Annotated in this window: 8 protein-coding genes; 1 reads left to right on the forward strand and 7 read right to left on the reverse strand. The window is 58.8% G+C overall.

What is annotated here, in order from left to right:
• Window positions 1-302: 302 nt before the first annotated feature.
• The 7 genes from ruvC to C4334_RS13965 all read right to left on the reverse strand — a co-directional run bounded on the left by ruvC (window position 303) and on the right by C4334_RS13965 (window position 5,701).
• Window positions 303-809 carry a crossover junction endodeoxyribonuclease RuvC gene (gene ruvC / locus C4334_RS13935; RefSeq protein ID WP_352432697.1) on the reverse strand — a complete coding sequence of 169 codons (507 nt, stop codon included), beginning with the start codon at window positions 807-809 and terminating at the stop codon, window positions 303-305.
• Between the two features lie 30 nt (window positions 810-839).
• A complete protein-coding gene (locus tag C4334_RS13940; RefSeq protein ID WP_352432698.1) occupies window positions 840-1,583 on the reverse strand; it encodes a YebC/PmpR family DNA-binding transcriptional regulator in 744 nt (247 codons plus the stop codon).
• A 313-nt stretch (window positions 1,584-1,896) separates the two neighbouring features.
• Window positions 1,897-2,394 (reverse strand): BON domain-containing protein, encoded by a 498-nt coding sequence (locus C4334_RS13945; protein WP_352432699.1) that lies wholly within the window; start codon window positions 2,392-2,394, stop codon window positions 1,897-1,899.
• Between the two features lie 150 nt (window positions 2,395-2,544).
• Complete coding sequence (locus tag C4334_RS13950) at window positions 2,545-2,826, reverse strand: oxidative damage protection protein (protein WP_352432700.1); 282 nt, start codon at window positions 2,824-2,826, stop codon at window positions 2,545-2,547.
• 215 nt (window positions 2,827-3,041) lie between these two features.
• Window positions 3,042-3,674: an FAD-dependent thymidylate synthase gene (gene thyX / locus C4334_RS13955; protein ID WP_502943451.1), complete on the reverse strand. Its 633-nt coding sequence runs from the start codon at window positions 3,672-3,674 to the stop codon at window positions 3,042-3,044.
• A 349-nt stretch (window positions 3,675-4,023) separates the two neighbouring features.
• Window positions 4,024-5,067 (reverse strand): radical SAM protein, encoded by a 1,044-nt coding sequence (locus tag C4334_RS13960; RefSeq protein WP_352432702.1) that lies wholly within the window; start codon window positions 5,065-5,067, stop codon window positions 4,024-4,026.
• A gap of 73 nt (window positions 5,068-5,140) precedes the next feature.
• Complete coding sequence (locus C4334_RS13965; RefSeq protein WP_352432703.1) at window positions 5,141-5,701, reverse strand: DUF2721 domain-containing protein; 561 nt, start codon at window positions 5,699-5,701, stop codon at window positions 5,141-5,143.
• Between the two features lie 503 nt (window positions 5,702-6,204).
• Between C4334_RS13965 and C4334_RS13970 the strand changes: the two genes are divergently transcribed.
• On the forward strand, window positions 6,205-6,475 hold a 271-nt coding region (locus C4334_RS13970), incomplete at its 3' end, for a hypothetical protein (RefSeq protein WP_502943450.1).

Genomic DNA, 6,475 nt, shown 5'->3' on the forward strand with positions numbered 1-6,475 from the left:
CCAGCCACACCTGACGCCGACTTTGAGCGCGCCCATTGTGGACCGTGGCGAGAAGGACGAAGGCTGCAAGCACAGCGGACAAGACGCGAAACATTCACTCCCCTCCTTCAATTCTTACGCGAGCAGTTGGTTTGCGGCCTGACGGATGGGCAGCGACATGAATAGCAAGGCCGAAACAAATCTAAGCGGGACCGATTCGGTTCGCCGTTCACAATCCGTCGGGCATGACGAGACGCGCGGTCAACGGCGTCGGATTGAACTCACAGCGCTTTGCCGGCCAAAGCCGGAAAGGTCTTGCACCGCTAGCGACGTCGGACTGCGGCGCGCACGTAGCTCGACAGCCGCACGTGATGAAGGTGGCAAATCGCGACGGCCAGCGCGTCTGCCGCATCGTGAGGTCGCGGCACTTGATCCAACTTGAGCAACGCGCGCACCATCTCCTGCACCTGCATCTTTTCCGCCGCGCCATAGCCGACGATGGTCTGTTTGACGAGGCGCGGCGCGTACTCTTGAATCTCCAATCCGGCGCGCGCGGCAGCGAGCAACGCGACGCCCCGCACGTGGCCGAGGCGCAAAGCGGTGCGAACGTTGACGGCGAAAAAAGCCTCTTCGATTACGCAAACGTCTGGGCGAAGGCGTGCGATCACCGCGTCTATTCCGTCGCTTATCCGTAACAGACGTGAAGCGAAAGGCAACTGCGCCGGAACGCGCACGGCACCGTATTCGACCAAGGCATAGCGTCGGGCATCGCCCTCGATGACGCCCCAACCGGTCACTTCGCTTCCCGGGTCAATACCTAAAACGCGCATTGCGGAAAAGCTCCTGCAGACCCTTCGCAGCTAGGCGGCGATCATCTCCTGCTCGCTGATGTCGAAGTTAGCGTAGATCTTCTGCACGTCGTCATGATCTTCAAGCGCTTCCATGAGTTTGATCATCTGACGTGCGTCCTGCCCTTCGAGCTTGACGTAAGTTTGCGGCACCATGGAGATTTCAGCCACCTGTGGTTCAATGCCCGCCTGTTTGACGGCAGCCAGAACTTGGTCGAAGGCATCCGGATCGGTGATGATCTCGAAGCTATCCTCGTCGTCGCGCAAGTCTTCGGCTCCGGCTTCGATGGCAAGCTCGAACAGACGGTCTTCCGACATCGCCGACTTATCCACAACGATGTACCCTTTGCGCTCGAAGATCCAAGCCACTGAACCGGCTTCGCCAAGCTTGCCTCCCATCTTCGAAAACAAGTGGCGGATTTCGGCCACCGTTCGGTTGCGGTTGTCCGTCATGGCGTGGATCAACACGGCAACGCCACCGGGGCCATAACCTTCATAGGTCACCTCCTCATAGTGCGTGCCTTCAATCTCGCCCGTACCGCGTTTGATGGCGCGCTCGATGGTGTCGTTGGGCATGTTGGCCGATTTCGCATCGGCGATCGCTCTACGCAAGCGCGGATTCGCTTCCGGGTCGCCGCCCCCAAGACGCGCTGCAACGGTCAGCTCTTTGATTATTTTGCTGAAGAGCTTGCCACGGCGAGCGTCAAGCAGACTCTTCTTGTGTTTGATCGTGTGCCATTTCGAATGTCCAGACATAGGTTCTCGTCCCTTTGGGCAATCTCTTCGGAGAGAGGCAACGAGCGAATATATCATGCCGTTTTTCGTGCCCGCAAATCGCCCTCCGATTTGGACCTTGCAGGCGCTGGCGCGCGATCGAAACCTCAGTGAAAGCGTGAGTGAGGGTCTGTCTTACCATTTCGCCCCACTGATTAAGCCGCGCGCCTCAGATGCCGAACAAAAACGGGGCTGCTGATCTCTCTAGAAACGGAATCGGGACGGCGAGCACACCACACAAAAAACAGGGCTGCCATTAGGTTGGCAGCCCCGTCAAGCTCTTTGCAAGCGCTCGTTAACGCGCGTTGCGATTGGCCATGTTGGCGTTACGCATGTTGGCGTTGGTTTCACCTGTGGCGGAAACCTTCAATTCGTTGCGCACGCTCTTGACGCCTTCAATCCCTTTGGCGACCTCTTCGGCCCGCCGCCGCTGGTCAGCGTTAGCGACGGTGCCCCGCAGCGTCACCACCTCGTTCTCAACGTCAACGTTGATCGTCGAATCGCGCAAGTCGTTGGCGGCGAGGAGCGCCGCACGTACTTTGCCCCAGATGTACGCATCCTGCGCGCCTTGACCGACGCGGCTTCCCAACCGGCGCGCTTCGCTTTCGATATCCTCGCGCGTCATCTCGCGGTTGGCGTTCGTTGTTGTGGTTGTTGCGTTGCGGTTCTCGTTGCGCATAACCGCGACGTTGGAATTAAGGTTGGCGTTAGCGTTGGTCGTCTCTGTCGTCTGGCAGCCGACGAGCCCGACCGTCAACGCGGCCCCAGCAACGAACAATAACGCTTTTTTCATACGTCCTCCAGTGGTTTTCATACTTTGTGAACCGGATGTTCTTGATCCGCAAACCTCAGAGAGCAACTTTCATGCCGCGCGGGAGACGAGCCTCTTTCGAAGCCATCGCGCCTGAGCGGCACAGTCGGATGCATGAAACTCATACATCTTTTACCATTCAATCGTTCCCTGCTTGCTCGTGTCGATGTCGGCCTGTGCCCCTTGACCGAAGAAGAAGGCACGCATTTGATCGAGCAGGAACTGTTGCGCTTCCGGATCGGCAACGTTCAAGCCGAAGTGATTGATCAACATCGTCTGTTGCTGTAACCATTGCGACCAGCAACTTTGGCAGACCTCTTGGGCGAGGCGCTGCCCGATCTCCACTGGCACGGGCGCGTAACCGAGCGACGGGCGCTTTTGACCACAACGCGCACACTTGATCTCTTCTGCCATGATTGAACCTCCCTTTCGCGAAAGACATCTTAAGCCAGATGCGAAGCTCAGACCAAAACGCGAGTTGAATTTGACCGAACGACGCACGAACCATTCTCGAGCTCGTGCAAGCATCTCTCTTTCTCAACTCATCTGAACCGCTCAGGTTCGCCTTGACTCATATCGGGGCGCTCCGCAGCAGCGATCGCATCGCGCGTCGTCTTCGCTCGTTGCGATCACTCGCTGTCGCTTCGAGCGAAGCGGTAGCGCGCGAAGGCTTCATAGGTCCAAGGCATCAGGCGGCGGAAGAACTCTGCCGTGGCTTCGGCGTAAAGTCGGATTTCGGGTTGTGCGCCGCTGCCCGTACGCAGGCGGATGAAGTTCATCAGGCTGCGCGCATTGTAGGCGACGTAAAACTGTGTGTACATGCCTACGGGGAGCACGATGCGGGCCAGCTCGCGCGCAACCCCCATTCCGAGCAGCTCCTGGTAGCGCGCGTAAGCCGCTTGGTAGGCCGCTTCGATTGCCGCGCGCCCCCGCGCGTGCTCTTCCTCGGTGAAGTCGCCAGCGGTGGAAGCCTGCTTGTTTCGCGTGTCTTGAGCCCGCAACCGGTCGGGGAGGTAGAACTCATCTGTGACTTCGACGTACCTGTAACTGATCTCGTTGTAGGAGCCGATGCGGTGGCGAAACCACTGCCGCGCGACGAAGATGGGGGCTTTGACGTGGAACTTGAAGACGGCCATTTCAAATGGGGTGCCGTGATCGTGGCGCATGAGGTAGTCGATCAAGCGACGATCGCGCTCTTCGCCTTTGGACTCTTGGCCGAAGGAGACGCGGGCGGCACGCACCACGGCCATGTCGCCCCCCATGAAGTCGACGAGCCGCACGAATCCGCGATCGAGAACGCGAATCAAATCGGCGGAGCTGTGGGCAAAGCCCTCTTCTCGCCCGATCGCTGGGGAGATGGGTGTCTGTTCCATCAAAGTCATTGGCCGTTCGACGGCGCTAGGCGCGGCGTTGGTGGAAGCGTCGTCGGTCTTGCCTAGTTGCTGTCCACTTCGTGCTTCGTCCATGATCGCGTCTCTCTTCAAACTCGAAGATTATGGCGAGCAGGATCTTTTTACAACAAAAGATGGTCGAAGGCGAGCGAGCGGCACGCAGTTTCAAGCCGCGCGACGCGAAAAAGCGGTTTGCAAAGCTGCACGGTCAAGCCGAAGGTTAGACCTGACCGGCGCTTTTCTCAGGCTCGCGGTGAAAATCGCGTATATCCCGAAAAGGGGTCTCGCGGTCCGAGAAATCGGGGCGATAGTAGAAAGCCGCCCCATCGTATTCTTGCATCCAACCCTCTTCGATACCCAGTTCGCCGAGCAGGGAGACGGCCCGCCACCATTCGGATTCGGTGATGCGTCGCGAAAGGAGGATGTAACGCCGATCCACGTCAGCGCGATTGGTCGGATAGTATTGCGCCATGAGCGAAATGGCGACGCGCGGACTGAGTTCATCGCGTATCCACTGCAAAGATTCGCGCAATCCGGCCAGATCGTTCGGAAGGACGAGCAACCTGATCACAAGGCCGCGCTGAAGCAAGCCATGTTCATCGAAGACGAGCCGGTCGCCCATCTGTCGGTACATTTCGCAGATGGCGCGCCGCGCGTGCTCGGCGTAGTTGCGCACCTTGGAATAAGCGTATCCGACTTCGGAATCGGCGTACTTCAAATCTGGCAAGTAAACGTCCACGATCCGATCCAGCAGGCGCAAGACTTCGACCGAATCGTAGGCGTTGGTGTTGTAAACGATAGGCAGGCGCAAACCCTTTTTCGCCGCGATGAGAACGGCGCGTGCCATTTGCGGCGCAAAATGAGTCGGGCTGACGAAGTTGATGTTGTGGCAGCCGCGCGCCTGGAGTTCGAGCATGATCTCGGCCAACCGCTCATGCGTCACTTCGTTGCGACGCTCCTCACGGTAATTCTGCGAGATCTGATAGTTCTGGCAATAGACGCAGCGTAGGTTGCACAGCCCGAAAAAGACGTTTCCGGCGCCGTTTCGCCCGACCAGCGCCGGTTCTTCGCCAAAGTGGGGCGTGTAGGATGAAACTACCGGCAAGCGTCCGGCGTGACAAGCGGCGCGCTCATCCAGCAGCCGGTTGTTTAAACAATCGCGTGGGCAGACGGTGCAGCGTTCGAGCAATCGCTCGAGCGCTTCGACCCGACGCTCAAGCTCGCCCGTAGCGAGCAGCTCCAAGTAAGACGGCAAGATCGTCATCTCTTCGGTCCTTCTTCCAAAGTTGCGCCAGCGCGTGCGCTTCTGCCGAAAAACGCGCCCCGCTCGTCCGCCGCTAGTGGCGTGCGAAAGGCAAGCGCGACAATCTGGTTTGCGGCTCTTTGTTCCGCTCGACCAATTCCGCCGGAGCGTAACGCTGGCCGAGTTTCCACAAAAAATCCATCTCGGCGTGAAGCGCGCTCAAAGCCAACCGCGCCTCAAAGATCAGCAGCACGCTCCCGTAAAAAAGGCACGAGGCGCCTGAGAGCGCTAGCACCACGGGTACCCAGTTGTAGGCCGCGCTGCCCAAGACGGCGACGATGCCGATGGAGAAGCTCGTGGCAACGAAAATGCCGAGCGCGATGTAGAAGACCGTCATGCTCCGTTGAAGCAGTCGCGCGCGACTCGTCAGTTTGTCCAACTGGTCGAAGATCATTGACCGCCGTTCCTCGAGCATCTCGATCCGCTCTTGACTTTGCGCCAATTCTTCGAACTTCTCCGATAGCCCGCGCACGCGATCGACCACGCGCCCGAGCCGTGTCGAAGTCGACAGGATCAACGTCCCGCACGCCGAGATCAACACAGCGGGTGTGATCATCGCCGTCAATACGGCCAGTGCTGAAGAGAGCGTTTCCATGCGTCCTACATGTTAGCTAGCCTGAAGGACAAAGAGCAATCTCGCTGCCGCGAAACATCGCGCTTGCCCGGTGCTCACGTGCGCGCGTCGCACGAGCGTGCGGCGAGGTCGCCAAACGGCACATCGAGCCGGAATCTTTTCTGAACCCCGCAGCCCGGCTTCGTCGTCCGGCCGCTTGTTGGCAAAGCGTAGGTTCGCGCCTCGATCTTGTCTCTCGGCGAAAGCAGATCGAGCCGCGGGTTCGCCCTTCAAGGGCGGCGAAAACGCTCGAACGAAACGGTGCCGGAGAGTCTTTTCGGTGCGAGTCGCACGAATCGCCACCATCTTGAACGTTCGCACGAAAAAATTTTTCTCGTGACGATAAAATAGGTGGTTCACAAATTCAAAAGTTATGTTATTCTCCGCAACGCATGGACCAGACTGTTTTGCGCGCTGAAGTGGAAAGCAAGCCGCCTCGCTATGCGAGGCGTTGAACCCTATGAAGGAAAAAGGAGCGTACAAGAATGCCTGAAAGAGACGAAGAAATGAGGGACACCCTCTACTCTGGTGGTGAGAGCTTCGGAGGGGAGACCAGCGGGACCAGTGAACCGACCGGCGGTGAAACGCCGAGCGGACCGGCCGCAGGACGCCCGGCCCCTGCGCCGCAACCGGCAGCCAAAAAGCCCGCAGCTAAAAAGGGCGCCAAGAAAGGCGCAGCCAAGAAGCCCGCAGCTAAAAAGGGCGCCAAGAAAGGCGCGGCCAAAAAGGGCGCAGCTAAAAAAGGCGGCGCCAAGA

The organism is Pyrinomonas sp. (assembly GCF_040289685.1).
Lineage (GTDB): Bacteria > Acidobacteriota > Blastocatellia > Pyrinomonadales > Pyrinomonadaceae > Pyrinomonas.